This is a genomic window from Actinomadura sp. KC06, assembly GCF_004348735.1.
In the GTDB taxonomy this organism is placed as follows: Bacteria; Actinomycetota; Actinomycetes; order Streptosporangiales; family Streptosporangiaceae; genus Spirillospora.
The window spans coordinates 1-26,866 of record NZ_SMKT01000120.1 but is presented as its reverse complement, the minus strand read 5'-3'; the positions used below and the strand labels follow the sequence as shown (position 1 = coordinate 26,866).

The 26,866-nt window shown below is 71.1% G+C and carries 24 protein-coding genes and 1 riboswitch; of the genes, 6 read left to right on the top strand and 18 right to left on the bottom strand.

From position 1 onward, the window contains the following. Positions 1-788 precede the first annotated feature (788 nt). The 3 genes from E1287_RS30405 to E1287_RS30395 form a co-directional block, all read right to left on the bottom strand. Positions 789-1,067: a MoaD/ThiS family protein gene (locus E1287_RS30405; RefSeq protein WP_131968704.1), complete on the bottom strand. Its 279-nt coding sequence runs from the start codon at positions 1,065-1,067 to the stop codon at positions 789-791. Positions 1,068-1,077: 10 nt separating this feature from the next. After that, on the bottom strand, positions 1,078-2,322 hold the full coding sequence (gene thrC, locus E1287_RS30400) for a threonine synthase (protein ID WP_131968703.1): 1,245 nt from the start codon (positions 2,320-2,322) through the stop codon (positions 1,078-1,080). 16 nt (positions 2,323-2,338) lie between these two features. Then, positions 2,339-2,480: riboswitch (SAM riboswitch) on the bottom strand. Positions 2,481-2,596: 116 nt separating this feature from the next. Next, positions 2,597-3,571: a cation diffusion facilitator family transporter gene (locus E1287_RS30395; RefSeq protein ID WP_165969249.1), complete on the bottom strand. Its 975-nt coding sequence runs from the start codon at positions 3,569-3,571 to the stop codon at positions 2,597-2,599. 118 nt (positions 3,572-3,689) lie between these two features. Between E1287_RS30395 and E1287_RS30390 the strand changes: the two genes are divergently transcribed. Beyond that, positions 3,690-5,183 (top strand): trehalose-6-phosphate synthase, encoded by a 1,494-nt coding sequence (locus E1287_RS30390; protein ID WP_131968701.1) that lies wholly within the window; start codon positions 3,690-3,692, stop codon positions 5,181-5,183. A gap of 16 nt (positions 5,184-5,199) precedes the next feature. On the opposite strand, the gene E1287_RS30385 is transcribed toward E1287_RS30390, so the two are convergent. Then, positions 5,200-6,225: a sulfotransferase gene (locus E1287_RS30385; RefSeq protein ID WP_243719541.1), complete on the bottom strand. Its 1,026-nt coding sequence runs from the start codon at positions 6,223-6,225 to the stop codon at positions 5,200-5,202. A gap of 178 nt (positions 6,226-6,403) precedes the next feature. Continuing rightward, positions 6,404-6,955 carry an RNA polymerase sigma factor gene (locus E1287_RS30380; protein ID WP_131968699.1) on the bottom strand — a complete coding sequence of 184 codons (552 nt, stop codon included), beginning with the start codon at positions 6,953-6,955 and terminating at the stop codon, positions 6,404-6,406. On the opposite strand from E1287_RS30380, the gene E1287_RS30375 reads away from it, so the two are divergent. Both E1287_RS30375 and E1287_RS30370 read left to right on the top strand, forming a co-directional pair. Continuing rightward, positions 6,954-9,185 (top strand): serine/threonine-protein kinase, encoded by a 2,232-nt coding sequence (locus E1287_RS30375; RefSeq protein ID WP_243719540.1) that lies wholly within the window; start codon positions 6,954-6,956, stop codon positions 9,183-9,185. The genes E1287_RS30380 and E1287_RS30375 overlap by 2 nt on opposite strands. Before the next feature lie 149 nt (positions 9,186-9,334). Then, complete coding sequence (locus tag E1287_RS30370; protein WP_131968697.1) at positions 9,335-9,940, top strand: PadR family transcriptional regulator; 606 nt, start codon at positions 9,335-9,337, stop codon at positions 9,938-9,940. A gap of 129 nt (positions 9,941-10,069) precedes the next feature. Here E1287_RS30370 and E1287_RS30365 read toward each other — a convergent pair whose 3' ends face one another. From E1287_RS30365 to E1287_RS30355, 3 genes are all read right to left on the bottom strand, one after another. After that, positions 10,070-11,170, bottom strand: a complete 1,101-nt coding sequence (locus E1287_RS30365) for a hypothetical protein (RefSeq protein WP_131968696.1) — start codon at positions 11,168-11,170, stop codon at positions 10,070-10,072. A 178-nt stretch (positions 11,171-11,348) separates the two neighbouring features. Next, a complete protein-coding gene (otsB, locus tag E1287_RS30360; protein ID WP_131968695.1) occupies positions 11,349-12,149 on the bottom strand; it encodes a trehalose-phosphatase in 801 nt (266 codons plus the stop codon). Between the two features lie 204 nt (positions 12,150-12,353). Further along, the gene (locus tag E1287_RS30355) at positions 12,354-12,677 is read right to left on the bottom strand and encodes a DUF3263 domain-containing protein (RefSeq protein ID WP_207934558.1); all 324 of its coding nucleotides are present in this window, start codon (positions 12,675-12,677) and stop codon (positions 12,354-12,356) included. Positions 12,678-13,010: 333 nt separating this feature from the next. Between E1287_RS30355 and E1287_RS30350 the strand changes: the two genes are divergently transcribed. Further along, entirely contained in the window at positions 13,011-13,658 is a 648-nt protein-coding gene (locus E1287_RS30350; RefSeq protein ID WP_131968693.1) for a MarR family transcriptional regulator, read from the top strand. 129 nt (positions 13,659-13,787) lie between these two features. Here the strand turns inward: E1287_RS30350 and E1287_RS30345 are convergent, their stop codons facing one another. The 8 genes from E1287_RS30345 to E1287_RS30310 form a co-directional block, all read right to left on the bottom strand. Next, on the bottom strand, positions 13,788-14,102 hold the full coding sequence (locus E1287_RS30345; RefSeq protein ID WP_207934557.1) for a hypothetical protein: 315 nt from the start codon (positions 14,100-14,102) through the stop codon (positions 13,788-13,790). Positions 14,103-14,247: 145 nt separating this feature from the next. Further along, positions 14,248-16,473, bottom strand: coding sequence for a S8 family serine peptidase (locus E1287_RS30340; RefSeq protein WP_207934556.1), 2,226 nt, complete (start codon positions 16,471-16,473; stop codon positions 14,248-14,250). A gap of 192 nt (positions 16,474-16,665) precedes the next feature. Next, positions 16,666-18,285 carry a cation acetate symporter gene (locus E1287_RS30335; protein ID WP_131968706.1) on the bottom strand — a complete coding sequence of 540 codons (1,620 nt, stop codon included), beginning with the start codon at positions 18,283-18,285 and terminating at the stop codon, positions 16,666-16,668. A gap of 41 nt (positions 18,286-18,326) precedes the next feature. Beyond that, a complete protein-coding gene (locus E1287_RS45915) occupies positions 18,327-18,524 on the bottom strand; it encodes a DUF485 domain-containing protein (protein ID WP_243719539.1) in 198 nt (65 codons plus the stop codon). Between the two features lie 261 nt (positions 18,525-18,785). Beyond that, on the bottom strand, positions 18,786-19,490 hold the full coding sequence (locus tag E1287_RS30325) for a hypothetical protein (RefSeq protein WP_207934555.1): 705 nt from the start codon (positions 19,488-19,490) through the stop codon (positions 18,786-18,788). Positions 19,491-19,763: 273 nt separating this feature from the next. Further along, complete coding sequence (locus E1287_RS30320) at positions 19,764-20,108, bottom strand: VOC family protein (protein ID WP_131968690.1); 345 nt, start codon at positions 20,106-20,108, stop codon at positions 19,764-19,766. A 155-nt stretch (positions 20,109-20,263) separates the two neighbouring features. After that, on the bottom strand, positions 20,264-20,551 hold the full coding sequence (locus E1287_RS30315; protein ID WP_131968689.1) for a GlsB/YeaQ/YmgE family stress response membrane protein: 288 nt from the start codon (positions 20,549-20,551) through the stop codon (positions 20,264-20,266). Between the two features lie 80 nt (positions 20,552-20,631). Beyond that, a complete protein-coding gene (locus tag E1287_RS30310) occupies positions 20,632-21,312 on the bottom strand; it encodes a TetR/AcrR family transcriptional regulator (protein ID WP_131968688.1) in 681 nt (226 codons plus the stop codon). A gap of 213 nt (positions 21,313-21,525) precedes the next feature. Between E1287_RS30310 and E1287_RS30305 the strand changes: the two genes are divergently transcribed. Beyond that, positions 21,526-22,698 carry an FAD-binding oxidoreductase gene (locus tag E1287_RS30305; RefSeq protein ID WP_131968687.1) on the top strand — a complete coding sequence of 391 codons (1,173 nt, stop codon included), beginning with the start codon at positions 21,526-21,528 and terminating at the stop codon, positions 22,696-22,698. A gap of 36 nt (positions 22,699-22,734) precedes the next feature. Beyond that, entirely contained in the window at positions 22,735-24,183 is a 1,449-nt protein-coding gene (locus E1287_RS30300) for a DHA2 family efflux MFS transporter permease subunit (protein ID WP_131968686.1), read from the top strand. A 4-nt stretch (positions 24,184-24,187) separates the two neighbouring features. On the opposite strand, the gene E1287_RS30295 is transcribed toward E1287_RS30300, so the two are convergent. Beyond that, positions 24,188-25,423 (bottom strand): cytochrome P450, encoded by a 1,236-nt coding sequence (locus E1287_RS30295; RefSeq protein ID WP_165969247.1) that lies wholly within the window; start codon positions 25,421-25,423, stop codon positions 24,188-24,190. A 145-nt stretch (positions 25,424-25,568) separates the two neighbouring features. After that, positions 25,569-26,750 carry a hypothetical protein gene (locus tag E1287_RS30290; protein ID WP_131968684.1) on the bottom strand — a complete coding sequence of 394 codons (1,182 nt, stop codon included), beginning with the start codon at positions 26,748-26,750 and terminating at the stop codon, positions 25,569-25,571. Positions 26,751-26,866: the final 116 nt, after the last annotated feature.

Genomic DNA, 26,866 nt, shown 5'->3' with positions numbered 1-26,866 from the left:
GGGCCCCGGGGCGCTGCATCGATGCGCCGGTTCATGATCTCTTCGTCGCCGTCGATGCAGTGAGCATATGTGCTCCGCGGCACGGCCACCGAGTGCCCGCCCGGCACAGGCCGCCAGGTTGGCAGCCGACCCGCGGCTGCGGGGTGAAGGGGGAGGTCGTTCAAGGGCGGCGTGAGGGGCGGGGTTTTTGCTTTTTTGAGGTGGGTTTGCGTTCTGACCAGTGGCGTAGCAGTAGGCGGAGCACCGTCAAGGCGGCGCTTCTCCGGTCCGGATCTCTCGACCACACCGCCGGGACGAGCACGACGGCGATGAGGACCAAGAGGAGCAGGACGACCAGGCACGCCGCCAACCCCGGAAGGAAGGCGATCGTTTGAAGGTCGTTCTGGGCTACGTACATGGCAGATCCTCCGGGCAGCATTAAGCAAGCTCCGGAGGTCTCTCCCGCCGCCACTAGGACGACCGACGGCACCGGGCCTCGCACTGAGGCTGGCCGCGTTGACGACACCGCCGCGCAGGGATACTCCCCTCCTGTTCGGAGGGTAACTCAGCCGCTTCCGTCTGTCCCGTAGCCCGCGGAAACAGTTTCCGCTCTTTGTGTCGTTAGCCGGCGCCGCGTGGGCGGCCGTTCACAGGCCGGCGAGGAAAGGGCCGAGAAAGCGCGCCCAGCGGCGTATCACGCGATGATCATATGGTGCGGATCGCGTTCCGCGTGGAGGCCGCGGTTCGATGACGATGGGGAACTCGATCCTGGCGCCGGGTGCGGGGGCGCCAGGATCGAGTCCCCGAGGTCAGCCGCCGGCTACGGCGGGGATGATCGAGACCTGGGCGCCGTCGGGGGTCGGGGTGTCGAGGCCGTCGGCGAAGCGGACGTCCTCGTCGCCGACGTAGACGTTGACGAAGCGGCGGATCTTGCCGGCGTCGTCCAGGATGCGGGCGGAGATGCCGGCGTAGCTGGCCTCAAGGTCGGCGACGACCGCGCGCAGGGTGGCGCCCTCGGCCTTCACCTCCGACTCGCCGCCGGTGTAGGTCCGCAGGATCGTCGGGATACGGACGGACACGCTGCTCATGGTGCTCCTTTCAGGCGAGGCCCGCGGCGCGGAACGCTTCCAGGGACGGGGCGATGTTCGCGGACGGCGCGACGACGGGTGCGACGGCGTCCAGGGTCTTCAGGCCGTCCCCCGAGTTGATGATCACGGTTTCGGCGGACGGGTCGAGGGCGCCGGTCGCGATGAGTTTACGGAGGGTCGCGACCGTGACGCCGCCCGCGGTCTCGCCGAAGATGCCCTCGGTGCGGGCGAGCAGCCGGATGCCCTCGACCACCTCGTCGTCGGAGACGTCCTCGACGGAGCCGTTGGTGCGGCGGGTGACGTCCAGGACGTACGGGCCGTCGGCGGGGTTGCCGATCGCGAGGGACTTGGCGATCGTGTCGGGCTTCACGGGGCGGATGACGTCGTGACCTGCCTTGAACGCGTCGGCGACCGGGGCGCAGCCGGTGGCCTGGGCGCCGAAGACGCGGTAGGGCTTGTCCTCGACGAGGCCCAGTTTGATCAGTTCCTGGAACGCCTTGTCGATCTTGGTGAGCTGGGAGCCGGACGCGACCGGGACGACGATCTGGTCCGGCAGCCGCCAGCCGAGCTGCTCGGCGATCTCGTAGCCGAGGGTCTTGGAGCCCTCCGCGTAGTAGGGCCGGACGTTGACGTTGACGAACGCCCAGTCGTCCTGCTCCCCGGCGATCTCCGAGGCCAGCCGGTTGACGTCGTCGTAGTTGCCGTCGACGGTCACGAACGTCCCGGCGTAGACGGCCGTGGTGATGATCTTCTGCGCTTCGAGGTCGGACGGGACGAACACGGCGCTGCGGATCCCGGCGCGGGCCGCGGCCGCGGCGACGGCGTTGGCGAGGTTGCCGGTGGACGGGCAGGCCAGCACCTTGAAGCCGAGCTCGCGGGCGGCGGCGAGCGCAACGGCGACGACGCGGTCCTTGAACGAGTGGGTCGGGTTGCCGCTGTCGTCCTTCACCCACAGGCTCTGCAGGCCGAGGCTCTCGGCGAGGTTGTCGGCGCGGACCAGGCGGGTGAATCCCGGCTCGGTGTTGGGTGTGTCCGTGATCGTGGCGGGGACGGGCAGCAGGCCCTTGTACCGCCAGATGTTGCGGGGCCCGGACTCGATGCTCGCGCGGGTGACTCCCCCGAAGTCGTAGGCGATCTCCAGGGGGCCGAAACACTCTTCGCAGGCGTAGTGAGGCCCGAGGTCGCGGGACGTGCCGCATTCGCGGCAGACGAGAGCGGTGGCTGGTCCGAGGTCAGTGGCAGGCGTGACGGCCATGGGTGCGAGGCCTTTCTTCCCATCTTTCCTGCGCCACCTTGGTCGCAGGCCGGAGTTGGCACCATCTCCCGGCCGGCCTCGCAGGATCGCGAGCGCGCCTGAGCCGGGTGGTTGCCGGGGCTTCGTCGGGCCGGTCCCTCCACCCCTCTGGATGAGCGATATTCAGTTGTGAACCACGAGCGCCGAGTGGCTCGTATGCGTGACTTTACCTGATCTGACCGGATGCCAGACAGGTGGGTCCGCCGATTGGGACGTTACCCCGCCGCCTTCTTGATCACGCGTGTTCCTCGGTGCGGTGGACGGGTTCGGCCGTCCGGACGGCGGAGTCGTCGGCGGGGTGCTGGGTGGGGTCGAGGAACACGTGGCGGACGGCCGGGATCTGCTCCCTGAGCCGCCGGTCGATGTCCCCGGCGATGTCCTCGGCCTGGTCGGCGCTGATGTCGTCGGAGAAGTGGACCTTGGCGGCGACGAGGATCTGCTCGGGGCCGAAGTGCATGGTGAGCAGCTCGCCGACACCGGTCACGCCGGGAGCGCCGGTGATCTCGGCGCGGATGCGGCGCTGCTCGGCGGGGTCGGCGGCACGGCCGATGAGCAGGCCCACGCTCTCGCGTCCGATCGAGAACGCCAGGCCGGCGAGGAGCAGGCCGATCAGGACGGACGCGAGACCGTCCCAGAAGTCGGAGCCGGTGATCTCGCGGAGCGTCAGCCCGGCGGCGGCGAGCGCGAGGCCGATCATCGCGGCGGTGTCCTCGAACAGCGCGGTCTTGAACGTGATGTCGGGCGAGCGGCGGACGTGGTCGACGATGTCGCGGCCGTTGGCGCGGGTCTCCTTGCGCGCCTGGTGGTAGGCGCGGATCCAGGACGTCCCCTCCAGGACGAAGGCGAGCACGAGGACGGCGTAGGCGAGCCAGACGCTCGTCCCGGTGCCGCCGTGGCCCGTCATCGTCAGGATGCCCTCGAAGACGGAGAACCCGGCTCCGGCCACGAAGATCCCGAACGCGGCGAGCAGCGACCAGACGTACCGCTCGTTGCCGTATCCGAACGGGTGGCGCCGGTCGGGGGGACGTTCGCTGCGGCGAAGGGAGGCGAGGAGGAAACTCTGGTTGAGGGTGTCCGCCACGGAGTGCGCGCCTTCCGCGAGCATCGCGCTGGACCCGGCCAGGAGCCCGGCGATGAGCTTGGTAATCGCGAGGATGAGGTTCGCGGCACCGGCGACGAGCACGGTCTTCGTTGTCTCGGACCTGCTCATCTCGCACGGGTACCCGCCGCTTTGTCCGCTAATCGCCACAGACCGGGCGTGCGCGTGTGGCGGGGGCGGCGTGTGGGTCGCTTTGATGTGCCTCGACGTCAACTGAGACCCTGCCGGTATGAGCCAAGTGCTGGTGGCATCGAACCGGGGCCCGGTGTCGTTCTCGCTGTCGGACGGTGGGGAGCTCACCATGCGGCGTGGGGGCGGCGGGCTGGTGTCGGGGCTCGCCGCCGTCACGGGTGCGTCCCGGGATCGGGGGGCAGAGCGCGGCGCAGGGGTGGACGCGGATCCGTCCGAGGACGCTCCGGGTGTGTTGTGGGTGTGCGCGAGCCTGGGTGAGGCCGACCGGACGGCCGCTCGACGTTCACCGGACGGCCGTATCGACCTCGCGGGGTACGAGACGGGTGGCGCGGCAGTGCGGATGCTGGACATTCCCGAGGGGACGTTCCACCGTGCCTACAACGCCGTTGCCAATTCGACGCTGTGGTTCGTCCACCACCTTCTGTACGACACGCCGCGCAGCCCGCATTTCGACGCTCGCGCCCGCCGCGACTGGCAGTCCTATGAGGCGTACAACGCGGCGTTCGCCGACGCTCTGGCGCGTGACGCCGCGCCTGGGGCGAAGGCCGCGATCCAGGACTACCACCTGTCGCTGGCACCGCGGATGCTCCGGGACCGGCGTCCCGACCTGAAAATCGTGCACTTCTCTCACACGCCTTGGGCGCCGCCCGAGTACTACCGGCTGCTTCCGGACGACCTCGGCTCGCAGATCCTTCTAGGCATCCTCGGCGCCGACCACGCTGGATTCCTCACCGAACGGTGGGCGTCCGCGTTCCTCGACTGCTGCGAAATGCTGCCCGGTGCGCGCGTCGACCGTGCGGCCCGTACGGTCACCTGGTCGGGACACGTCACGCGCGTAGGCGTCCATGGGCTCGGTGTCGACGGGACGGCATTGCGCCAACGCGCCGCTGAACAGGACGTCGCGGAACGGGCGCGCGCGCTGCGCGAACAGGTGGGTGGCCGCCAGCTCATCGTGCGTGTCGACCGGACGGAACTCTCCAAGAACATCGTGCGTGGGCTCGCCGCCTACCGCGAACTGCTCGTCAACCATCCCGAGTGGCGTGGACGTGTGGTGCATCTGGCGTTCGCCTACCCGTCCCGCTATGACCTGCCCGAGTACCGGGAGTACACCGCCGCCGTCGAGCGGACGGCGAAGCAGATCACCGAGGAGTTCGGCACGGCGGACTGGGATCCGCTGATCCTCCAGGTGAACGACGACTATCCGCGTTCGCTCGCCGCCTACGGTCTGGCGGACGTGCTGCTCGTCAACCCGATCAGGGACGGGATGAACCTGGTCGCGAAGGAAGGGCCCGTGCTGTCGGAACGCGGCTGCGCGCTCGTCCTGTCCAGGGAGGCGGGAGCGGCGGCGGAGCTTTCCGAGGACGCGCTGACGGTCAACCCCTTCGACGTCTCCCAGACCGCCGAGACCCTGCACCGGGCCTTGCTGATGCCGCGGAACGAACGGTCCGAACGCTGCGGACGCCTCGCCACCGCCGCGACCGCCCTCCCACCGCAGCGCTGGTTCGCCGACCAACTCGCCGCCCTCGACTGACCCTCGCCCTACGGCGTTAGGACGCGGGCGCCGGGGCGGGTTCCGGGGTCAGGAGGCATTCGACCGGGTTCGGTTCGTGGCGCTGTTTCCAGCGTTCGCGTAGCGCGGCCTTGCTCTGCGCCATGCGGCGGTGCGTGCTGACCTTGGCGAGGCGGGTGAGCTGGGACGCGGGCGGCTTGGGCAGGCCGCTCGGCTCGTACCCGTACTCGGCGAGCCGCTCGCCGAACGCGGCCTCCGCCAGGCTGATCTGCTGGGAGTCGAGGCGCTGCGCCCAGGATCCGATGCGGGTGGTGGTGACGGCGTCCTTCGTCCGTCCGTGCCACTTCTTCCGCGGCGAGACGGTCTTCTTCGCGACGCCGCCGGGGTTCGTCATCGCCGGGTCGTACTCCTCGCCGAGGAAGCCGCAGAGCCTGCCCAGCTCGTCGGCGGGGTCCGCGACGAGACGCTCGTACTGCAGTTCGTAGTAGGCGTCGGCGCCGAGGCGCTCGGCCAGGCGGCGGCCGCGGTCGATGGCCTCCCGCCAGATGCAGATGGCGTGGTGGACGTCCTGGTCGTACCAGGGCATCTCCAGGAGCGAGGCGACGCAGTCCCGGCCGTCGCGGACGAGGTGGACGAACTGCGCGTCCGGGAACATCCGCAGCAGCGCGCCGACGTGCTTGAAGTAGCTCGGACGCTTGTCGCCCCAGCGCGGCTTGCCGAACCGGCGCGCGTACGCGCGGAACACGATGCCGATCGCCGAGCCCAGCGTGGGCGGCCCGGCGACGATCTCGTCGGCGACCTCGGCGGCGTCCAGGCCGAGCGCGTGGAACTTGGTCGACCTGTCGGACGTGATCCACTCCGCGAGCGCCCGTCTGTTCTCCCTGACCTCCAGGTCACCGAACTCGCACCTCGCCGTATAGGCGGGGAGGAGGAACTTCGTCTCCACCGGGATCGCGAGGCGGGGATGCGCGTGCAGCATCAGCTGGAGCAGCGTCGTCCCCGAGCGGGGACACCCCAGGATGAAGATCGGACGGTCGTGGCGGGGGTCCGGGCCTGATGACATGCACGGCATGGTGGCTCAGACGCCCCGCCGGCGGCCGGGGTGATGGACGCACCGTTGCCGTCCGATTACCGACGTTTGACGGGGTCGGGCGACGTGTTCCGCCTACGTGCGCGTTCGCGCCGGGTGCGCTGGTTGGCCGGGTGGTTGGTCGACCGGGTGCGTTGGGTGGCCGGGTGGGTTAGTTGTAGGAGTCGCCGAGTGTCTGCCTGACCTGCTTGCGCGCCTCGTGGATACGGGACTTGACCGTGCCGAGCGGCAGCCCGAGCTGCTCGGCGATCTCCGCGTACTCCAGCTGGGACACGTCCCGCAGGACGAGGGCCTGGATGAGGTCCGGCTTGCGGGCCTCCAGGTCCTCCATGGCGTCCAGGATGTCGACGCGGGAACCGGCGATGACGCTGGTCCGGCGGGGGTCCGGGCGCTGCTGCGGGAGCTCGCCCGCCTGCTCCACCGAGCGGCGCTTCAGCGACCGGTAGGTGGAGCGGGCGGAGTTGGCGACGACGACGTGCAGCCACGTGCTGAACCTCGACCGGCCCTCGAACCGGTGGATGTTCCGCGCGACCTGCAGCAACGCGTCCTGGCAGGCCTCCTCGGCGTCCTGCCGGCAGGGCAGGAAGCGGGAGCTGTGCCGCAGGACGTCCGGCTCGATCTTGCGGAGGAGCTCGTTGAGGGCGCTCTGGTCGCCCGCCGCGGCCTTGACCGCCAGCTCCTCGGTCCTCTCGTCGAATGCCATGCCGCCTCAATGCTTGTTCGCACACTCACCCCGTTGTTGGGATGATACGGGAGTGTCTTTCCCACCATCAGTAGGCCGTTACCGGATCGACCGCGTCCTGGGTTCGGGGGCGTTCGCCTCTGTATGGCTGGGTCACGACGATGCCCTGGACTCCCAGGTGGCCATAAAGGTCCTGTCCGGAAGCCTGATCGACGATCTCGATGTGCGCAACCGTTTCCTGGAGGAGGCCCGCATCCTGCGCCGGGCCGACTCCGAGCGGCTGGTCCGCGTGCACGACATCGGGGAGCTGCCGGACGGACGGCCCTACTTCGTGATGTCGTACGCGGACCGCGGGACGCTCGGCGACCGCATGCGTGAGCGGCCACTTCCGGTCAGCGAGGCGGTCGCGCTGGCCGAGGAGATCGCGTACGGCGTCGAGGTGATCAACACGCTGGGCGTGATCCACCGCGATCTGAAGCCGTCCAACGTGCTGTTCCAGTCGACGGCGGACGGCGGCGAGAAGCTGCTGATCGCCGACCTGGGGCTGGCGAAGGCGCTCGCGCACGCGTCCGGGGCGTTCACGCTGCCGGTCGGGACGCCCGGATACATGTCGCCGGAGCAGGCGAGGTTCGGCGGCGGCCTGGACGTCCGCGCCGACGTGTACGGTCTCGGCGCGCTGACGTACCACATGCTCACCGGACGGGCTCCGGGGCCGGCGCCGGTCAAGTCGCCGCCGAGCGAACTGCGCGAGGGCGTGTCGGCCGCGTTCGACCAGGTGGTGCTGCGGGCTCTCGAGGTCGAACGGGAGAAGCGGTGGCCGACGGCGGAGGCGTTCGCCGAGGCGCTGTCGACGCTGCGTCCGACGACGGCGCCGGCGCCGGCGTCCAGCGTGGCCGCGCCGTCGCACGTGCCTTCGGCGCCGCCTTCGGTGCCGCTCATCGACGCGGACGCGACCGTCCAGGACTTCTACCGCGACGGGAAGCTCGTCCGTCCGCCCGGCCCGGCGCAGTCGCCTTCCCCCGCCCAGGCCGCGGCACCCGTTCAAGGTCAGGGGCCCGGCCAGGGTCAGGGGCAGGGCGGCGGGCCGCGGGACATGCAGACGCGGTTCGACCAGCCCGCGGAGGACGACGCGCGCACGTCCGAGATGCGCCTCCCGCCCGGCCGCCAGGACGACGGCGAGCAGACGGTCGTGGACGAGCCGAGCGGACGCGCCACGCCGTTCGGGCAGGGGGAGCCGGCGACCGCCCCCGACAACGGCCGCGCGGGACCGATGCAACCCCCGTATCTAGCGCCGGTGCCGGCGCCCGGTCCCGGGCAGGGCGGCGGTAGCAGCGACGGCAACACGGCCGTCTTCCCGATGCAGTCTCCGCAGAACGGCACGCCACAGGGCATGCAGCCGATGGGACCAGGCCAGGGTCCGGGGCCCGGGCCGGGGCCGGGGCCGGGCGGGCCGCAACCTTATGGCGGCCAGCAGGTTCCCCCGCCTCCTACCGGGTTCCAGGCACCTCCGGGGCCTGTCCAAGGTCAGGGTCAGGGGCCCGGCGGCAAGTCCGGTCTGCTGAGCAGGCTCCGGGGTGGCGGCGGGTCGTCCGGGCGGCCCGGCGGCGGCTCAAGCGGCGGCGGAGGCGCTCCGAAGAAGTTCGTCACGCCGCTGATCATCACCGTGGTCGTCCTGGTGGTCGCGCTGATCGGCGGCCTGACCCTCGGCGTGCTGTTCTCCGGCGACGACGGAGGCGGCGACAAGGACAAGAAGAAGACGCCCGAGATACCGAAGGACTTCGTCGCGGTAGCCCACGACACGGGCAAGATCAAAGCCGCGGTGCCGAAGTCCTGGCCGAAGGGGACGGCGGAGTCGACGTGGTCGCCGTCCACCGTCAACCTCACCGACGCGCAGCCGCGCCCGGTGCTCCGCGCGACGCCGAACAAGGCGGCGTTCCTGGGCGACGGCAAGGGCCCGGGCGTCTTCATCGGCGTGACCACGGACGTGCGGCCCGGTCAGTTGCCGCCGCCGAGCGTGTCCGTCCACCCGCAGTGCACGAAGGCCGAGCCGGAGAACTACACCACGCCGGACAAGGCCCTCAGCGGGACGATCACGCGCTTCACCGCCTGCAAGGTCGGCACGCCGTCCGTCACCGAGGTCGGCCTGCGCGACAAGTCGGGCAAGTTCGGGCTGTGGATTCGCGTCAAGGAGACCGACGACCGCGAAGCGACGAAGGACATCCTCGACAGCCTCAAGGTCACCGGCCCCTGACGACGGCCCCCTCTCACCCTCGCTGACCTGCCAGATCGCGGCGGCCATAGTGCCGTGCGCTCTCTTCGTGCTGTCCAGGTGTTGCATCGCGACCTGTTTCCGATATATCGTTAATGCATCGCAACCGATCACTAACGAAGGAGACTGCGATGCACGAGCACAAGACGAGACGGCGCGGCGGCTTCCGGGGACCCCAGGAGCGCGGGCGCCGCGGAGATCCGTTCGGGGCGTGGGGCCCCGGCGGCCCGGGCGGCGGGCCCGGATTCGGTCCCGGTCCCGGCCATCGCGGACGCGGTGGACGCGGGCGGCGGACCCGGCGCGGGAACGTCCGGGCGGCCCTGCTCGCCCTGCTAGCCGAGCGCGCCATGCACGGCTACGAGATGATCCAGGAGCTGGACGAGCGCACCGGCGGCGTCTGGCGTCCGAGCCCCGGCTCGGTCTACCCGACCCTCCAGATGCTGGAGGACGAGGGCCTGGTCACCAGCCAGGAGGACGGCGGCAAGCGGCTGTTCTCGCTCACCGACGCGGGCCGCGAGGAGGCGTCGGCGCAGACCACCGCCCCCTGGGACGAGGTCACCGAGGCCGCCGGCGAGAACGTCATGCGCGGACGCGAGGCCATCGGCCAGCTGATGGTCGCGCTCCAGCAGGTCATGGCGGTCGGCAGCGAGGCGCAGAAGGCGCGTGCGCTGGACGTCGTCAACGACTCCCGCCGCCGCCTCTACGGCATCCTCGCCGACGACCCCGAAGCCGAATAAGCCGATGCCGGATGAACGCGGGCCGACCCGAGCCCGCCTCGCCCGGAACCCATCCGATCGGAACGCACCGGGCCCGGATATACGCCCGGCTGGAACCGCCGCGGCTGTCACAGCCGCGGCGGTTCTGCGTCAGCGCGGGAACGGGGCCTGTTTCGCCAGCTGGTCGGCCATGTAGAGCTGCTTCCACACGTACAGCCCCATGTCCTTGCGGCTGATCTCACGCTGGACGGGGACGTCCACCGTGGCGCGCACCATGTACGTCGCGCCCGGCGGCATGTACGTGTCGCCGCCCTCGCCGGGGATCGGTTCGCCGCCCGTCAGCCGCCGGACGACCCGGCTCTTGGTCGGCGGAGTGCACATGTCCTCGGGAACGCCGGCCTGCGGCATGCAGCGTCCCTGCGCGTCCGGCGCGACCAGGGCGCGCTTGACGAACACGTCGCCGGGGAAGTCGAGCAGCACCTTCTGGTTCGTCGGGTTCGTCAGGAGGTACTCGACGTAGGCGAACGACGTCCCGGACGGCGGTGACTGGAACGTCGTCACCACGCCGTCAGCCACGCCGCTGCTCACCGCCGCGATCCTGTACTTGGCCCCGTCGGCCGTGCCGACTTCGATGGCCTTCCCGGCGCGGGGCAGCGGCACGTCCGGGCCCGGCGCTCCTGCCGCCGGCCGGTTCGCGGTGTCGCCGTCCCCGGAGCCGCGGGTCAGGACGAGCCCGACCGTGATCAGTCCCGCCAGGACGAGAACGCCCGCCGCGACGAGCCCGCCTCGCCCGCCTCGCCGTCCACCGGTCCGGCGCGTCTTGCCCTGCCGGGCGCGCCGTCGCGATCCGAGCCGCACCTGCACGCCGCTCGTTTCCCGGACGCCCATCGGCCCCGTCGTGGACAGCGGCTCGTCCGGCTCCATGAAGGCGTTCTGGGCCTCGGGGACACCCGCCCACAGTGCGTCGCCGCCACGTTCAGGCGGCTCAGGTGGACGGCCTGCCACGAACGTGTCGGTCGGCTGCGGGCCTTGCTTGTGCGGGGTCGGAGACGCTTGCGAGGCGGACGGCGGGTGGACGATGGGACGGGACGGAGCGCCCAGCGGAATCGGCCCACCCGGCGACAGCTGCGGCGAGCCGACGGGGTGGATCGGTGTGCCCTCTCTGGGCGTGGCCTTGGGGGCGGGGACGCCATGGGGAGGCGTGTTCCTGATGTCGCCCGGACGGCGCGGGACTCCCGATTCCGTGTCCACCGTCAACCTCCCCGTGGTCGTGCGCGGTCCCCCGTGAACCACATATGCCGCAATACACCATATTTTGACTCAATTGGACGTACGGTCCACGCCCGCCCCAGAGGTCGCGCGAAATCCGACGAATCGACACGCGGCTCTTGTCACTCGTCCAACAAACGGGAGGAGTCAGCGGTCCGGGTCAGAACGAGTCGGCGAGCGTCTCCAGGAGGTCGACGACGCCGGACGGCCCGTCCACCACCAGGTCCGCCCGTTCGGCCAGGGCCGTGACCTCGGTGGATCCGCTGCAGACCAGCACACCGGGCACGCCCTCAGCGCGCAGCGACTCGACGGCGTCGAACGCGGCGAGGTCGCCGAGGTCGTCCCCGGCGAACAGGACGGCGGACGGACGCCCCCCGCGCTCGGCGATGAACGTGCGCAGCGCCATCCCCTTGTCCATGCCGGGCGGGCGCAGTTCGAGGACGAGGCGTCCCGGCTCCAGGGTGAGCCCGGTGCGTTCGGCGAGCGCGGCGAGGATGCTCCGCAGCCGTTCGAGCGCGACCTCCGGCTCGGCGCAGCGGCGGGTGTGGACGGCGAGCGCCTGCCCCTTGTCCTCAATGAGGGTCTCGGGCGGGGCGCCCGCCGCCGCCAGCACGCCGGGCAGCTTGGCGCGCGCCTCGGCGACGCCGGGCGGCGGATCGGGCTCGGTCAGGACCCCGGACTCCCAGCGTTCGAGCCCGTACTGGCCGAGGACGACCAGCCCGTCGATGCCCTCGAAGCCGCCGTACTCGACGGCCACGGCGGCCGGGCGTCCGGTGACGATCACCACGGCGCCCACCCGCGGAGCCAGCCGCGCCAGCGCCGGGGCCGCGCCCGGATGGGCCCGGGCCGAGGCCGGGTCGTCGACGATCGGCGCGAGCGTGCCGTCGAAGTCGAAGCCGAGCACGGCCTCGGCCGGGGTCTTGCGGATCGCGTCGAGGCCGCCGGTTCCGGCGGCCGTCATAGAGCCGGGAGAGTTCACAGGACCAGTGAACCTTCTTCGCTTGGCGTGTCGCCAGGGACGCGCTGGGTGTCGCCAGTGACGCGCCGGGTGGCGCATCGGGTGACGCGCCAGGGGCGCGCCGGGTGGCGTGCCGGGGCGCGCCGTCCGAGGACCGCGAGGGTTCAGGAAGGTCCGGTGCCGGTCAGGGGACCGGGTCAGGGCTGGTCAGGGGCGGATGCCGAGCCGCCGCGCCGCCCGGCTGCGCTGCCGCTGCGTCCGCATCCGGCGGAGGCGCTTGACGAGCATGGGGTCGCACTCCAGCGCCTCGGGTCGGTCGATCAGGATGTTCAGGAGCTGGTAGTACCGCGTCGCGGACATGTCGAACTTCTCGCGGATGGCCTGCTCCTTGGCTCCGGCGTACTTCCACCACTGCCGCTCGAAGGCGAGGATGCGGCGGTCGCGCTCGGAGAGCAGATCCGGGGGGAAGGCGGCATCGTCGGCCACGCCTTCTTCGTCGGTCACGGGTTGTACGGCAGGGGCATCGTCCATGCTTCCGTCCTGTGGGGGGACGTCACCGCGGGGGTCACCGGGGGCGTTCGCCGCTCGCATCAGGTCCCCTCTGTGGTTACTGATCCCGGGTCGTCCGGGTTCGGGCGGGTGTCATGTTACGCGTCCGCGCCGACAAGTTCCGGCGGTTCCCGGGGAACGGCGGCCGGTGGTTCAGTGCATCACATCCCCCTTCACCTGGGGATCTTCAACGCCGTGTGTCACAGGGCGAACGTCCGTCCCAACAGTCCCTGAACATATGCACACTACATGCGTTACAGTGGGGATTCGCAGCGTCCGGCCTCCGCCATGGCGGGGACGAAACGGAGACCTTGCATGCCGACGGACACCTCCGCCACGGGCCGTCCCATCGCCCAGCACACATCTGTCGGCGAGAGCGTCGTCAAGGAACCGGGGACGGAGCCGCACGACGAGCAGCTCACCGACCCCGTCCTCACGGACATCGGGGCGGCGCTGTTCCATCTGCGCCGCGTCTGGGCCAAGCCCGACCTCATGAAGCGGATCCGCGCGCAGACGCCCGGCGAGCGGCCGCTGCAGATCTCCAACCTGATGGTGGTGAACGCCGTCGCCGCCCTGACCACCGCCGCCGAAGACGCGGACGCCGCGGACGGGCCGTCCTTCGAGATCACCGTCGGCGCAGTCGCGGAGCGGCTGGAGATCGACCCGTCCACGGCGAGCCGGCTGGTGGGCCACGCCATCGACGCCGGACTCCTGTCCCGGCGCCCCTCCCCCGTCGACGCGCGCCGCGCCAACCTCGCGCTGACCGAGGCGGGACGCCGCGTCAAGCAGGTCGCCGACCGGTTCCGCCGCGCCTACCTCGACGAGCTCATGACCGGATGGTCCACGGACGAACGAGCCGAGTTCGCCCGGCTCCTCTCCCGTTTCGCGGACGCCGCCGTCCGGGTGCCGAGGTACTCGGACGGCATCGACGAGATCTTCAAAGCGGCCGCCGCCACCGACTAGCCCACCAACACCCCCGCAGAGCATCCCCTGTCCCCTCCCCAGCCCACATGACGGGAGGCCGGACACCGCGGGGGTGCTGCGACGTTGGGCGTCGCTGCGTCGCGGTGCCGGCCTCGGGGCGGATTCGGGTCAGGTTCCGTTGCGGAGGGTGGAGATGCGCATGAGGTACTCGTCCTCGTCGATCTCGCCGCGGGCGAAGCGCTCGGCCAGGACCGACTGCGCCTTGGCCAGCGGGTCCGCCGCCGCCGCTGCCGCCGTGGCGTTGGTGTTCATGCGGCGGCGGATCAGGTAGAACGCCGTCCCCAGCACGGCCAGCCAGAACAGGCCGAACGTGATCGGGAACACCGGCCAGAAGGCGGGAGGGTCCCCGCCGTCGTTCCAGGGGCCGCCGCCCGGGTGCATCGCCGTCGCCGCCGTCACCTGTGTCGCCAATGTCGTCAACATGGTTCATCGACCCTTCCTGTGTTGTTCGGATGAGTCGATGCTCGGCGACCGGTACGGGGGCGTGCATCGTCTGGCCGGAGGCTCCCGCGATACGCCCGGCGTAGTAGCGCGGGCTGAGGTTGTTCACCCGTGGGCGTTCGTCAGGTCACCACCAGGGCGGCCGGTACTCCTCGTCGTCGGAGGAGGGCGAGCGCCGCGAGTGGCGTCCACGCGGCTCGTCGGCCTGCCAGTCAGCGGGCCAGTCGGCGGGGTCCGTCGGCTGGACGGGGCCGGGCGCCGGTTCCTCGTCGGACGGGAGGGCGGGGAACGCGCCGGTGGACTCCTCGTCCCCGGGACGTACGGGCGAGTCCTCTGGCGGGACGGCGGAGAGGGGAGCGGTGAAGCTGCCGTCAGACGGTTCTGGGCTGTCGAGAGAACTCCGCCGGAACGCTTCCCAATCGTCGTCGGAGAGGGGGTCATCGCGCCTGAACGAGCCGTTGGTTCCGTTCAGGTGCTCGCCGTTGTGGCCGTTGGCGGTGTGCCCGTTCAGGCCGTTCGCGAAGAACTCGCCGGGGTCGAACGGACGCAGCTCGCTCGACAGGATCGGCGGCTCCTTCGACGGCGGCTCGGGAGGCGGCGGGCCGAGGTCGGACGGGCTGTCCGAATCCCACGATTCCGCGTCCCAGGGCGAAGCTTCCGTATCCCAGGACGAGGCCTCGGTGTCCCAGGACAGGAGGTCCCACGAGCCGTCCACGGGGTCGGACGGCGGCGCGTCCACAGGCACGGGCGCAGGCGGGGACGCGTCAATGTGCGCGGGCGAGGGCGCGTCGAAGGGCGACGGATCCGCCGGTGGGATGTCCGGGATGGACGGGCGAGGGTGCACCTCGGTGCTCTGCCAGAGCGGGACGCTGACCGGCGCGATCTCCGGCGCGATGTCCGCTGCGATCTCTGCCGACTCCCCGGCCGTTGAGGCGAACGAGGGCGCACCGTAAGGGACGACGGCCGCGGGTTCGCGCGGAACCGGCGGCGCGGACGGCAGACCGTAGTCCGGAACGGCATCGGTGTCGGGGCCGTCGTCGTCCGGACGCCGCCGCTGCCGCCAGCCGAGCACGAGCCCGAGGACGACCAGCAGCCCGCCGCCGCCCAGGACGAGCGGAAGCAGCAGCCCCGTCCCCTCCCCGGACGACTCCGCGGCCGGCTCAGGGGACGGAGACGCCGGCGGCGACTCCACCGGCCCGCTGGACGTCTTGTTGATCGCGTGCGCGGCGATGAGCGTCCGGAGGGCGTCGACCGTCCCGCGGCAAGTGGGCGACCCGGTCGGGTGGCCGGGTCGCGCCGGCGAGCCCTGGATCAGGGCCTGCCGCACCTCGGCGGGGCTCAGCCTCGGGTACCGGGACCGCACGAGCGCGGCGACCCCGGCGACCATCGCCGACGAGGCGCTCGTGCCCGTCCCGACGACGTAGCCGTTCCGCGCGTCGGCGCTGACGATGTCGACGCCGGGCGCGCAGATCGTGGCGTTGGACCGCCGGTTGCTGTCCTTCCAGAGGCGCAGCTTGCGGTCGAGCGCGCCGACCGCGATCACTCCCGGGTAGGCGGCGGGGAAGTTCTTGCGGTTGGCGCCGGAGCCGTCGTTGCCCGCCGACGCGATCAGGATGACGCCCTTGCCCAGCGCGTACTTGATCGCGCTCTCCTGCGAGGCGGTGCCGTCGTAGAACTGCCGGCCGCCGCCGAGGGACATGTTGATGATGTTCGCGCCGTGGTCGACCGCGTACCGGATGCCCTGCGCGACGGCGTCGCGCTCGGCGCCGCCCGCCTGCTGCTCGCCGTCGCGGCGCAGCGGGTCGTCGTTCTCCAGCGTCACGCGGACGGACAGGACGCGGCTCTGCGGCGCGACGCCCATCATCCCTTGCGACAGCCCGGCCCCGTGGCCGTGGCCGGAGATGATGCTCGCCATCGACGTCCCGTGCAGCCCCCAGTAGCGGGTGCCCGGACGCCGCACGCCGCCGGTGAGGTCGGGGCCGTTGACGACCTGTCCGGTGAGGTCGGGATGGCGCTGGTCGACGCCGGTGTCGAGGACGGCGACGGTGACGCCGCGTCCCTTGGAGTACTTCCACGCCTTCGTGGCGCGCAGCACTTCGAGATGCCATTCGCGGGAGCGGATCTGGTCGGCCGCCGCACCCATCGGCGCCGTGGCGGACGCACCGCGGACCGTCCGCTGCGCCGCGAGCCCGCCGGGGGCGGTCGCCACCGGCACGGCCACGGCGGCGCCGAGCGCCAGCACGGAGAGGGCCGCGGTCGCCCGCGCGGCGAACCGGTGCGGTGACGCGGTCGCTCGGGCGGCGAGCCGGTGGGTTGACGCGTTCGCCCGGTCGCCGGGCCGGTGGGGTGACACGGCCGGCCGGGCATGTGCCGGACGGCGTCGGCCGGCTTCGGACACGCCGCCGCACCTCCCCTCCCCGGCATTTTGCCGCGCTCCACGGCGGGTTGACATTGTGCCACGCGAAACCCGTCCCGGCCGGGGCACTCGGCACATTAGGGCACGCTCCCGGACAGCATGCTTCTCACTCTCCGTCACACCACGACGTCAGGGCGCGCCCGCCCCGGTGAGCGCCCGCACGGAAAGATCGTCGTAGCGTTCCCGGTCGGCCTTCTCCCGTCCGAACAGGGTCCCGGCGACCGCGCACGCGAACCCGAGCGGGATCGCGACGATGCCGGGGTTCTCCAGCGGGAACAGGTGGAAGTCGATGTTCGCGGGGAACAGCGACAGGCTCTCGCCCGTCGCCGGGTCGGTCTTCCCCGACACGACGGGCGAGAAGAGCACCAGCACCAGCGAGCTGATCAGCCCGCCGTAGATGCCGGCGACGACGCCCGCGGAGTTGAACCGCCGCCAGAACAGCGACAGGACGATGGCCGGGAGGTTGGCGGCGGCCGCCATCGAGAACGCCAGCGCCACCAGGAACGCCACGTTCAGGTTCCGCGCGACGACCGCGAGGACGATGGCCAGCGCGCCGACGAGGAACGCCGCGAACCGCGCGACCGCCACCTCCTGCGACTCGCGCGGGCGGCCGAGCATCAGCACCTGCCCGAAGTAGTCGTGCGCCAGCGACGTGGACGACGCCAGCACCAGCCCCGACACGACGGCGAGGATCGTCGCGAACGCCACCGCGCCGACGAACGCGAGCAGGACGTCGCCGGCGACGTGCCCGCCGAGCTGCTCCCCCGCGGCGTGGGCGAGCTGCGGGACGGCGGTGTTGCCGGACGGGTCCTGCGCGACGATCTCGTCCCGCCCGACCAGGACGGCCGCGCCGAAGCCCAGCAGCGGCGTCATCAGGTAGAAGACACCGACGAGCCCGATCGACCACGACACCGACCTGCGGGCGGCCGGGCCGTCCGGGACGGTGAAGAACCGGGTGACGATGTGCGGCAGGCCCGCCGCGCCGAGCACCAGCGCGAGCGCGAGGCTGATGAAGTCGAGCTTGTTGACGATCGTCCGGTAGGCGTCGCCGGGGACGTCCTGGCCGTAGCGGAGGCCGGGGCGCAGGAACGCCTCGTCCTTCCCGCTCGCGTCCGCCGCCGAGCCGAGGACGGCGCTGACGTCGAACCCGAACCTGCCGAGCACCAGCGCGGCCAGCACGGCGGCGCCGGCCGTCAGCAGGCCCGACTTGATGATCTGCACCCAGGTGGTGCCCTTCATCCCGCCGTACGCCACGTAGAAGATCATCAGCGCGCCCACCACGACGATCGTGACCGTCTCGGCGGCGTCCGCGGACATGCCGAGGAACCGCTCGCCCCGGTGGATGCCGAGCAGCAGCGACACCAGGGCGCCCGCCCCGACCATCTGCGCCAGCAGGTAGAACACCGACACGGTGACGGTGGACACGGCCGCCGCCCGCCGCACCGGCGCCTGCCGCCGCACCCGCCGCGACAGGACGTCCCCCATCGTGAACCGGCCCGCGTTGCGCATCAGCTCGGCGAGCAGCAACGCCAGCAGCCACGCCACCAGGAAGCCGATCGAGTACAGGAACCCGTCATATCCGGACAGCGCGATGATCCCGGCGATGCCGAGGAACGACGCGGCCGACATGTAGTCGCCCCCGAGCGCGATCCCGTTCTGCGCGCCGGAGAACGTCCGTCCGCCCGCGTAGAAGTCGTCGGCGCCGCGCGTGTTCGCCCGCGCCCAGACCGTGATCCCCAAAGTGATCATGATGAACACGACGAACAGCCCGAACACCAGCGCGGACCCCGTCACCGCAGCTCACCGGCCAGCGGATCGAGCCGCCGCCGCGCGTACGCGACGTACACGCCCGCCAGCACGAACGTCGAAACGAACTGCAGCAAGCCGAGCAGCAGCGCGACGTTGACATGCCCCGCCACCGGCCGCGCCATGAACTCCCGGGCGAACGCGGACAGCCCGACATAAGCGAAATACCACCCGAGAAACATGGCCCCGACGATCGCCGCGACCCGCCGATATCTCCTCCTCAGCAACCGAAAAGCCTCATAGCCCGCGATCGGCGCATACTGCCCCGCAGGAGCCCCCCGCTCGCCCCGCTCGTCCCGTTCGCGTCCCGTGACCTTCGAGTCCCCCACCATCTGGCCTCCCCTAGACCGGACGTGACTCTCCGCACTTCCGTGATCGCTCTATGAGATCAAATCTTCACCCGCCCCAACCCCCATTTGCCGAGATGCATACCTCCAGGCACCTCAGCCCATCTCCGTGCCGACCGCCTGAAGCACCTGCCGGTGGAACCGGTCCACGGCGACGTCCACGCTACGGACGAATCCCGTCTCGTCCGTCCCCCGCTTGGCGCCCATGCCGGTCGGCAGCGTCAGCCGGAACGAAGTGATCTCCTCGCCGCCTCCCGGGACGAGCAGGCCCGGCTCGCTCCGCAGGTTCTTGAGCAGGTCGCACGGGCCCTCGGCGCGTCCGTCCGTCAGCGCCTCGACGCGCAGCTCCTGCGGCGCGTCCGCCAGCCGCCGCAGGAGCGACTGCACCCGCGTGAGCGCACGGGCCCGGACGGCCGCGGGCACTTCGGCCGTCGTCTCGATCTGCCCCGTCCTCAGGTCCGCCTCGACGCGGACCGGCCCCGCCGCGTCCGGCATCCGCACCTCCGCGCCCATCCGCCCGGACGCGATCAGGGACGCCACGACGTCCGCCCGGTGTCCTGCGGCGCCGCTCCGCCTCCGCCGCGTCACCGGTGCGACGTTCAGCCCTGTCTCGCCGCTCAACCGCAGGCACAGCTGCTTGATGAGCTTCTCCCAGCTCTCGGCCACGCGATCCGCGTGCCTGTCACCGGGACGCAGCGTCCCGGCCGTGATGGCGTTGCGCAGGGGCGCCCACGACGGCCCCATGTCCTGGAACCCCTGGCCGGCCAGCTCGACGTTGGCCCCTTTGAGCATCTGCTGCACGCGCCACTCCCCGTATCGACCGGACATGTCTCATGCCGGATGACATGCATGGTTGGCCACTGTGATCGTGAGATCACAGCCGGGAGCCGGCTGGGGTCCGAGCATGTCACCGGAAGGCGGGCGTCACATCGGTCGCGTTGGAAAATGGCGGACTCCGGCCACTGAGTGTCGAGCTCTGATGGCGGACAGTCCGGCAGGCCCGATGGAGCGGACAGTGTGCATGAGTGGGCCGGGCGGCGTGGATGGGGGTGGGTGCCGTCCGGCCCTGGGGTGTTAGGGGTTCTGGGTGAGGCCGATGATGTTGCCGTCCGGGTCCTTCAGGACGGCGGTGCGCTTGCCGCCGCCGACGCTCTTGATGTCCTGGACCGCCTCCGCTCCGGCCTCCAGGAGCGCCTTCATCGTGCCCTCGATGTCGTCGACGTCGTGGTAGGCGGTCGGGCCGTTCTGCCCGTGACGGTGGCCGTTCGGGTCTAGGCCGACGTGCTGGTCACCGATGTCGTAGCCCACGTAGTACGGCGCGTCGGCGGTGGGCTCTACGCCCAGCAGGCGGCCGAACAGGGTCTTGGCCTTCTCCAGGTCCTGGACGGGGTAGATGATCGTCTTGATGCCCTCGTTCATGATCGCTCCTTGCTGGGTTGCCACTGCCGTGGCGCGCGTCGGCAGGAGGCAGTGACGCGCCTTCGCCGCGCGTCCCGCCGTCGTCTACAGGACGGCCGATCGCGGCGATCGGCCTCCTCGCCGACCACCACTGGGCCTCCGCCGGGCGGCTCGGCTTAGCGGGGTGAGCGGCGTTGTTGCTTGCGGCGGGCCTTGAATCCAGCGACCAGCGCGACGCCGAGCATGGCGAGGCCGACCTGGAAGACCAGTTCGATCCAGTCGATCCCGTTGGTCGTGTCCACGCCGACCGACTGCGCGATGGCCGTCCCGGCGATCGCGGCCGCGATGCCGACGAGCACGGTCAGGATCACGCCGATGGGCTGGCGGCCGGGCAGGAGCAGCCGCCCCAGGGCGCCGATGATCGCGCCGATGACTATCGCGGTGATGATGCCTGTGATGTTCATGCCGTCCCTGTGCCCATTCAGGACGTGCAGTCACATCGCCGCAGGCCACGCCGTGTCGGAGGCGGTGATTCGCGGTCGGGCTAGTCGTTTGGGGAGGGCCTTTCGTCGCCCATTGACTGAAGGTCGTCGAACGTCAGGGCCGGGCCGCCGAGCCCTTCCGGACGTCCGGCGGACGCGGCGGCGCGCAGGCCGTCGATGAGCAGGTCGAGATGCCGGTGCGCGAGCTGCTCGGCGAGGTCGCGGGGCATCGGGCCGGGGAGCGGACGGGACAGCCGCACGAGCAGCATCCCGATGTCCGCGTGCGTGACGTCGTCGCGCAGGTCGCCGTCCTCTTGGGCCGTGGCGACGAGCCCCTGCATGACGGCGACGCCGCCGTCCCGGACGGCCGCGACCTCCGCGTCGTCGAACGGGATCTCGTTGAGCAGGACGGGGAACACCGCGCCGATCCGGATGTCCAGGACGCGGTGCATGTAGCGGACGAGGGCGGCGAACGCGGTCGGCTCCTCGTCCCGTGCCCGCCGGGCCTCGTCGGCCGTGCGCTGCAGGGCGTCGAGCGCGACGGCCCTGGTCAGCGCCTTGCGGTCGGGGAACCGCCGGTACAGCGTCGCGATGCCGGTGCCCGCGCGCCGGGAGATGTCCTCCAGCGGCGCGGCCGGGCCCTGCTCGACGAACACCTCGGCGGCGGCGGCGAGGATCCGGTTGCGGTTGTCGCGGGCATCCGCGCGGAGCGGGCGTTCGGCGGTGTTCGGCTGCTGGCCCATGAGGTCAGCGTAGCCCCTATTCGGAGGATTACCCTCCAATTGTATTTGGTCACGAATCTTGACTATCAAGATCTGTGACTATAGCGTTGTCCTCAGAACGCACGCCGCCCCGGGCGCTGGAAAGATCTTGAAATAAGTGGAGACAGATCCTCCGGCTCGGTGCTACGGTGCGAGTAAGTGGAGAGAAAACCTCCGTAAGTGAAGGAAGAGATCATGAATGCCACGACCGCGACCCGCACCGACGACCTCCTCGTCATCGAGGCCACGGGAACCCAGGACGTCCGGACCGCGATCCTCACGGCCCGCGACCGGGGGCTGCCGCTCACCGTCCAGGCCACCGGGCACGGCACCCTCGTCCCGCCGGACGAGGGGCTGCTGCTGAAGACGTCCCGCATGGCGCGCGTGCTGATCGACCCGTCCCGCCGCATCGCCCGCGTCGGGCCCGGCGCCCGCTGGAGCGACGTCATCGCCGCCGCCGCGCCGCTCGGGCTGGCGCCGCTGTCGGGCTCGCACGCGTCCGTCGGCGTCGCCGGATACACGCTCGGCGGCGGCGTCGGCTGGCTGTCGCGCCGCTACGGGTTCGCCGCCGACCACCTGCTGCGCGCCGGGGTCGTCACCGCCGACGGACGCGCGCTGACCGCCGACGCCGACCGGAACGCCGACCTCTTCTGGGCGCTGCGCGGCGGCGGCGGCAACTTCGGCGTCGTCACCTCGCTGGAGTTCCGGCTCCACCCGGTGTCCACGGTTTACGCGGGGACGGCCGTGTTTCCCGCCGACCGGACCGGCGACGTGCTCACCCGCTTCCGGGACGAGGCCGGCGCCCGTCCCGACGAGCTGAGCGTCTCCATCGCCGCGACGGACCACGCCGAGCACGGCCGCGTCGTCATCGTCCGCGGCGTCTACGCGGGTGCGGCGGACGACGGCGCGCGGGCCCTCCGGTCACTGTGCCGGGCCGGCGGCACGCCGCTGCACCACGACTTCCGGACGATGCCGTACGCCGCGACCGAGTCCCTCGGCGGCACCCCGCCCCGCCACTTCCACCTGGCCGCCGATCTGCCCGACCCGCTGATCGCCGCCATCGCGGGCAGCGGCGCGTCCGGCATCGAGATCAGGCACTGGGGCGGTGCGATGGCGCGTCCCGCCGCGGACGCCGGACCGGTCGGCCACCGCGACGTCCCCTACTCGCTCACCATCGACGGCTCCGCCGCGGACGCCGCGCCACTGGCCGCGTACGCGACCGGCGGATCGTTCCTGAACTTCCTGCACGACACGTCCCGGACGGCGTCCGCCTACACCCCGGAGAACTTCCGGCGCCTGCGCGAGGTGAAGCGGACCTACGACCCGCAGAACGTGTTCCACCGCAACCACAACATCAAGCCCGCCTGAACCACCGGAGAACGCCGGAAATGCGAGGTAACCGAAATGACCGCCACCGTCCCGTCCACGGCTCCCGCGCAGCGGCTCGACCGGAGACTCGTCGCGATCGGCGCGGTGGTGGTGCTCGGCGCGATCATGTCGATCATCGACACGACCGCCGTCAACGTCGCCACCCGTACGCTCGCCGAGGACTTCGGCGCGTCCATCGCGACCGTCCAATGGGCCCTGACCGGTTACATGCTGGGCCTGGCGGGCGTCATCCCGGTCACCGGCTGGGCCACCGAGCGGTTCGGCGCCCGGCGCGTGTGGATCACCGCGCTGCTGCTGTTCCTCGCCGGCTCCCTGCTGGCGGGCGCCGCCTGGTCGATGCCGAGCCTGATCGCGTTCCGCGTGGTGCAGGGCATCGGCGGCGGGATGATCATCCCGGTGGCGCAGACGATCCTGGCGCAGGCAGCCGGGCCCGCGCGGATGGGCCGCGTGATGGGCTTCATCGGCATGCCGATGCTGCTCGGCTCCGTCGCCGGACCGGTCGTCGGCGGCCTGATCATCTCGACGGCCGGCTGGCGGTGGATCTTCCTCGCCAACCTCCCCCTCGGCGTGATCGCCGTCCTCGCCGCCCTCCGCCTGCTGCCGCGCTCACCCTCCCGTCCGACGCGCCTGGACGTCCGCGGCCTGCTCCTGCTCTGCACCGGCGTGACCGTGTTCGTCTACGGCACCACCGAGGCGGGACGTCCCGGTGCCCTGGACGCGCCCCGCACCTGGGCCATCCTGGGCGCGGCGGCCGTGCTTATCGGGCTGTACGTGCTGCACGCCCGCACCCGGCAGGCGCTGATCGACATCTCGCTCTTCCGGAACCGCGCCTTCGCCGCCGCGGCGGTCACGAACGTGGTGGTCGCGGTCGCGCTGTTCGGCGTTCTCGTGCTGCTGCCGTTGTACTGGCAGATCGTCCGAGGTCATGGTGCGCTGGCCACCGGGCTGCTGCTCGTCCCGCAGGCCGCGGGCGCCGCGGTCGCCATGCCCCTGGCCGGACGGCTGACCGACCGGCTCGGCGCCGGGATCGTCGTCCCCACCGGGATCGTCCTGGGGCTGCTGGGCACGGCCGCGTACACGCAGGTCCACGCGGACACCTCACCTCTGCTGCTGGCCGCCGCGCTGTTCGTGATCGGCCTCGGCCTGGGCGCGACGATCATGCCGTCGATGGCGGCCGCCTACGAGGCCCTGCCCGGTCCGCTGATCCCGCGTGCGACCAGCGCGATCAACACCCTTCAGCGGATGGGTGCGTCCGTGGGGACCACGGCGCTGGCGGTGATCCTGCAGCACGAGATCACCGCGCAGTCCCCGGGGCTCGGCGGGGCGGCACTGGCCCCGTTGCCGGACAAGGCGCGCGTCCAGGTGGCGCCCCTGCTGGCAACCGCCTTCGGCCATGCCTTCTGGGTCGCCCTGGTCATCGGGGCACTGGCGATCGTCCCCGCGCTGCTCCTCCCGCGCAAGTGAGGGACTATCTGCGTGACACGCGCATCGGGACGGGCCCGGCCGGACGGTAAGTGACCTCCGCCCGCCCGGGAACGGTCATTCCGGGCGCCAGATCGAGCCGGTGCGTACGGCTGATCGTCGCGAGCAGCAACGTCGCCTCCAGCATCGCGAAACCGGCCCCAACACAAATACGCCTGCCGCCCCCGAACGGTAGATACGCATATCTGGGACGGTCCGTTTCGCCCATGAACCGCTCCGGGTGGAAGCCTTCGGGATTGGGCCAGAATTCCACGTTCCGGTGCAGCAGATATGGCGGAATCGCCAGCGTCGACCCGGCCGGGATCCGCACTCCCGCGACGTCGTCGTCCTCGACCGCATCGCGTTCGATCGTCCACGCCGGAGGGTAGAGACGCATGGCCTCGGAGAGAACGGCCCGCGTCCAAGGGAGCCGATCGACGTCCGCCACTTGCGGATCCCGTCCACCGAGCACCTCGTCGACCTCGTTCTCCAGCCGCTCCCGTGCCGCCGGATACCGGGAAAGCAGCACGAACGTCCACGCCAGTGAAGCGGCCGTGGTCTCGTGCCCGGCCAGCAGGAGCGTCAGAACCTCGTCGCGCAATTCCTCCTCGGAAAGGCCGCCGCCCTCTTTCAACAGATCCAGCAGTTCTCCTCCGGACCCTTTGACCACCGTCTCGACCATGCCTTCGAGATGCGCGATGCCGTCCTTCAACCACGGCATTCGCGCGTACACCCCGCGCCGCGCCACGACGCCCGGCAGGAACGTCCCGACCACGGCCGCCCGCTGGAGCGCCTCCAGCGACCGCCCGGTCCTGGCGGCTTCACCGGCCAGTTTGCTGCCGAACAGCGCCCGTCCGACCACGTCCAATGTGAGCCGCCGCAACTGCTCCGCCGCGTCGAGGAGCACGCCGTCAGGCCACCGCTGGACGGCCCCGCGGGTGATCTCCACCATCTGCGGCGCGAACGCGACGATATGCCGCTGCGCGAACACCGGTTGGACGAGCCGCCGATGCCGCCGCCACGTTTCTCCCTCGCTCGTGAGCAGCCCGTCCCCGAGGAAAACCCGCAGCGGACGGTACGTGAATGCCTTCACATAGTTGTCCTGGTTGGCCACCAGAACGTGCTCCGCGTGCTCAGGCCGGGACAGCAGAAAGAACGCCCGCCGCACGCCGAACGGAACCTGAACTGCGTCCCCGTACGTCCGGGCAAGCGCGCCGTACGTCCCGAGCGGATCCCGGGCCATCCGCCCCCACCACCGAGCGGCCTCCACCCCAGCCCTCGGCCCGGGAACACTCCGCTGATACGTCGGCAACCTCATGCACTCAACCGTAAATCCCAGCCCGCCCACGCGCGGGCGATCCCCGCCAAATGAGGGCCACGACACTACTTCAGAAAACCGGAGGCTTCCCCAACTGAATAGGGCTTCCCGGACCGCCCACAGCCGGTCCCTCCGGCCATAGATTGGCGAGGTCGGTCGGGGTGAGAGGGGCGCGGTAGGCGGCCTGGAGAACTTTTCGCGAAACATCCACATCGGCCTCGGCGAGGGCCGCGAACCAATCGAACCCGGCCGGATAGGACCACATATAACTACGGTGCTGAACGTCGGCTCCGCGGTCGGTGAGGTAGCGGGCGACGTGCTTGTCCGTCCACCATGGAACGGCGGTCCTCACGTAGTCGGCGCACTCGCCGACGGGCGCGCCGTCGTTGAGGGCCCGGTGCACCTCCGCGAGGATCAGCTGGCTGTAGTGGGAAAGCCGGCTGCGGGCGATCAGCACCTTGTCCTCGGGCAGCAGGAACAGCGGCCACGCTTGGGCGATGCCCTCGGACATGACCTGCAACGGCGCGTGAATGCTGAACAGCCGTACCCAGGGAACGTCCTCTGCCTCCGCCTGCGCGGTGTAGCTGGCGCTCTGCAGGCCGTGCCCGAGTACCTCGTGCAGAGCGAACTGCCGGGCGCCCGTCTGGGTGAACTCGACGTTCGGGAGGTTGAGGCGTAGGCGGACGTCCTGTCCGGCGCCGTCCAGCCAGTACGCCCAGTAGGCGTCCACCTCGGCGGTCTCGATCGTCAGGCGGTAGGGCGCGGTGCTGCCGGTCGCCTCGCGGACGACAGGCTCCAACTCCTCGGTGGCCTGGCGGATCGCGTCCGGAGCCTCGCTGACGTCAAGGAGCCCCTCGGCCTCTCGCAACTCGGCGTTGGTGCGAGCGCCCCAGCCGATGCCGAGATCGGCGCACGCGGCCCGTGCCTGCTCAGCGCGTTCCTCCAGGTACTCGTCAGGCCACCCCGCCGTGTCGCACCCCTGCGTCGCCCGCACGTAGTCGTTGAGCGGACGGCGTTCCCCGATGAGCGCTCCGAGATAGGCCAGATCAGCGTCAAGCCGATCCGCCAGTACTCCAGTCGCGTCCGCGCGCAGCTCGGCGAACCGGCGGTAGACGCTCAGCCGGTCGGAGGCCGGCTCGGAGGCGTTACGCCCCGGGGCGCAGTCGAAATCGACGATCGGTGATCCACCGTGTCCGATCTCGTAGGCGTCCCAGGCCCGTATGAGGGTCTCGATCTCGTCGCGCAGGTTCATGGGGGGCACGTCCCGTCGGAGAGTGAAAGCTTGCCGATCATTCTCATCACGACATGGCCCACCAAGTAGACCCAAACAAGGTCATCCTCGACAAACCCGTCAACAACCCCTTGTCC

What these genes read in the sequence shown, in the direction of transcription:
- E1287_RS30405 (WP_131968704.1), bottom strand. Translation starts at nt 1,067, where the DNA reads ATGAGCAGCGTGTCCGTCCGTATCCCGACGATCCTGCGGACCTACACC.
- thrC (WP_131968703.1), bottom strand. Translation starts at nt 2,322, where the DNA reads ATGGCCGTCACGCCTGCCACTGACCTCGGACCAGCCACCGCTCTCGTC.
- E1287_RS30395 (WP_165969249.1), bottom strand. Translation starts at nt 3,571, where the DNA reads ATGAGCAGGTCCGAGACAACGAAGACCGTGCTCGTCGCCGGTGCCGCG.
- E1287_RS30390 (WP_131968701.1), top strand. Translation starts at nt 3,690, where the DNA reads ATGAGCCAAGTGCTGGTGGCATCGAACCGGGGCCCGGTGTCGTTCTCG.
- E1287_RS30385 (WP_243719541.1), bottom strand. Translation starts at nt 6,225, where the DNA reads ATGTCATCAGGCCCGGACCCCCGCCACGACCGTCCGATCTTCATCCTG.
- E1287_RS30375 (WP_243719540.1), top strand. Translation starts at nt 6,954, where the DNA reads ATGCCGCCTCAATGCTTGTTCGCACACTCACCCCGTTGTTGGGATGAT.
- E1287_RS30380 (WP_131968699.1), bottom strand. Translation starts at nt 6,955, where the DNA reads ATGGCATTCGACGAGAGGACCGAGGAGCTGGCGGTCAAGGCCGCGGCG.
- E1287_RS30370 (WP_131968697.1), top strand. Translation starts at nt 9,335, where the DNA reads ATGCACGAGCACAAGACGAGACGGCGCGGCGGCTTCCGGGGACCCCAG.
- otsB (WP_131968695.1), bottom strand. Translation starts at nt 12,149, where the DNA reads ATGACGGCCGCCGGAACCGGCGGCCTCGACGCGATCCGCAAGACCCCG.
- E1287_RS30355 (WP_207934558.1), bottom strand. Translation starts at nt 12,677, where the DNA reads ATGGACGATGCCCCTGCCGTACAACCCGTGACCGACGAAGAAGGCGTG.
- E1287_RS30350 (WP_131968693.1), top strand. Translation starts at nt 13,011, where the DNA reads ATGCCGACGGACACCTCCGCCACGGGCCGTCCCATCGCCCAGCACACA.
- E1287_RS30345 (WP_207934557.1), bottom strand. Translation starts at nt 14,102, where the DNA reads ATGTTGACGACATTGGCGACACAGGTGACGGCGGCGACGGCGATGCAC.
- E1287_RS30335 (WP_131968706.1), bottom strand. Translation starts at nt 18,285, where the DNA reads ATGATCACTTTGGGGATCACGGTCTGGGCGCGGGCGAACACGCGCGGC.
- E1287_RS45915 (WP_243719539.1), bottom strand. Translation starts at nt 18,524, where the DNA reads ATGTTTCTCGGGTGGTATTTCGCTTATGTCGGGCTGTCCGCGTTCGCC.
- E1287_RS30320 (WP_131968690.1), bottom strand. Translation starts at nt 20,108, where the DNA reads ATGAACGAGGGCATCAAGACGATCATCTACCCCGTCCAGGACCTGGAG.
- E1287_RS30315 (WP_131968689.1), bottom strand. Translation starts at nt 20,551, where the DNA reads ATGAACATCACAGGCATCATCACCGCGATAGTCATCGGCGCGATCATC.
- E1287_RS30310 (WP_131968688.1), bottom strand. Translation starts at nt 21,312, where the DNA reads ATGGGCCAGCAGCCGAACACCGCCGAACGCCCGCTCCGCGCGGATGCC.
- E1287_RS30305 (WP_131968687.1), top strand. Translation starts at nt 21,526, where the DNA reads ATGAATGCCACGACCGCGACCCGCACCGACGACCTCCTCGTCATCGAG.
- E1287_RS30300 (WP_131968686.1), top strand. Translation starts at nt 22,735, where the DNA reads ATGACCGCCACCGTCCCGTCCACGGCTCCCGCGCAGCGGCTCGACCGG.
- E1287_RS30295 (WP_165969247.1), bottom strand. Translation starts at nt 25,423, where the DNA reads ATGGCCCGGGATCCGCTCGGGACGTACGGCGCGCTTGCCCGGACGTAC.
- E1287_RS30290 (WP_131968684.1), bottom strand. Translation starts at nt 26,750, where the DNA reads ATGAACCTGCGCGACGAGATCGAGACCCTCATACGGGCCTGGGACGCC.